This window comes from Mycobacterium angelicum (genome assembly GCF_002086155.1).
In the GTDB taxonomy this organism is placed as follows: domain Bacteria; phylum Actinomycetota; class Actinomycetes; order Mycobacteriales; family Mycobacteriaceae; genus Mycobacterium; species Mycobacterium angelicum.
Map to the genome: position 1 here is coordinate 1 of NZ_MVHE01000474.1, position 206 is coordinate 206.

Below are 206 nucleotides of genomic sequence, written 5' to 3' on the forward strand. Positions count from 1 at the left end.
GTGTAGTACGCCTGAAGATACCTTTGGGCCGGAGAAGTCGGCAGCAGCGCGGTGATGTCGAGTTTATCGCCGGTCGTGCGTTCGACGGGTGTGATGAATTCGTTGTTGTAGTAGTTGACGATCGCCTGTTGTTGGGCGGGGCTGATCGTGGCGTCAGCCAGCTGGTCAAAGCCGGCCGTGAACCGCACGACGGCATCGACAACCGT

1 protein-coding gene is annotated in these 206 nt (G+C 59.2%); it reads right to left on the bottom strand.

The genetic code is table 11. The features are described from left to right. Positions 1-206 (bottom strand): hypothetical protein (locus BST12_RS30315; protein ID WP_139802155.1); only part of this gene is annotated, 206 nt, incomplete at both ends.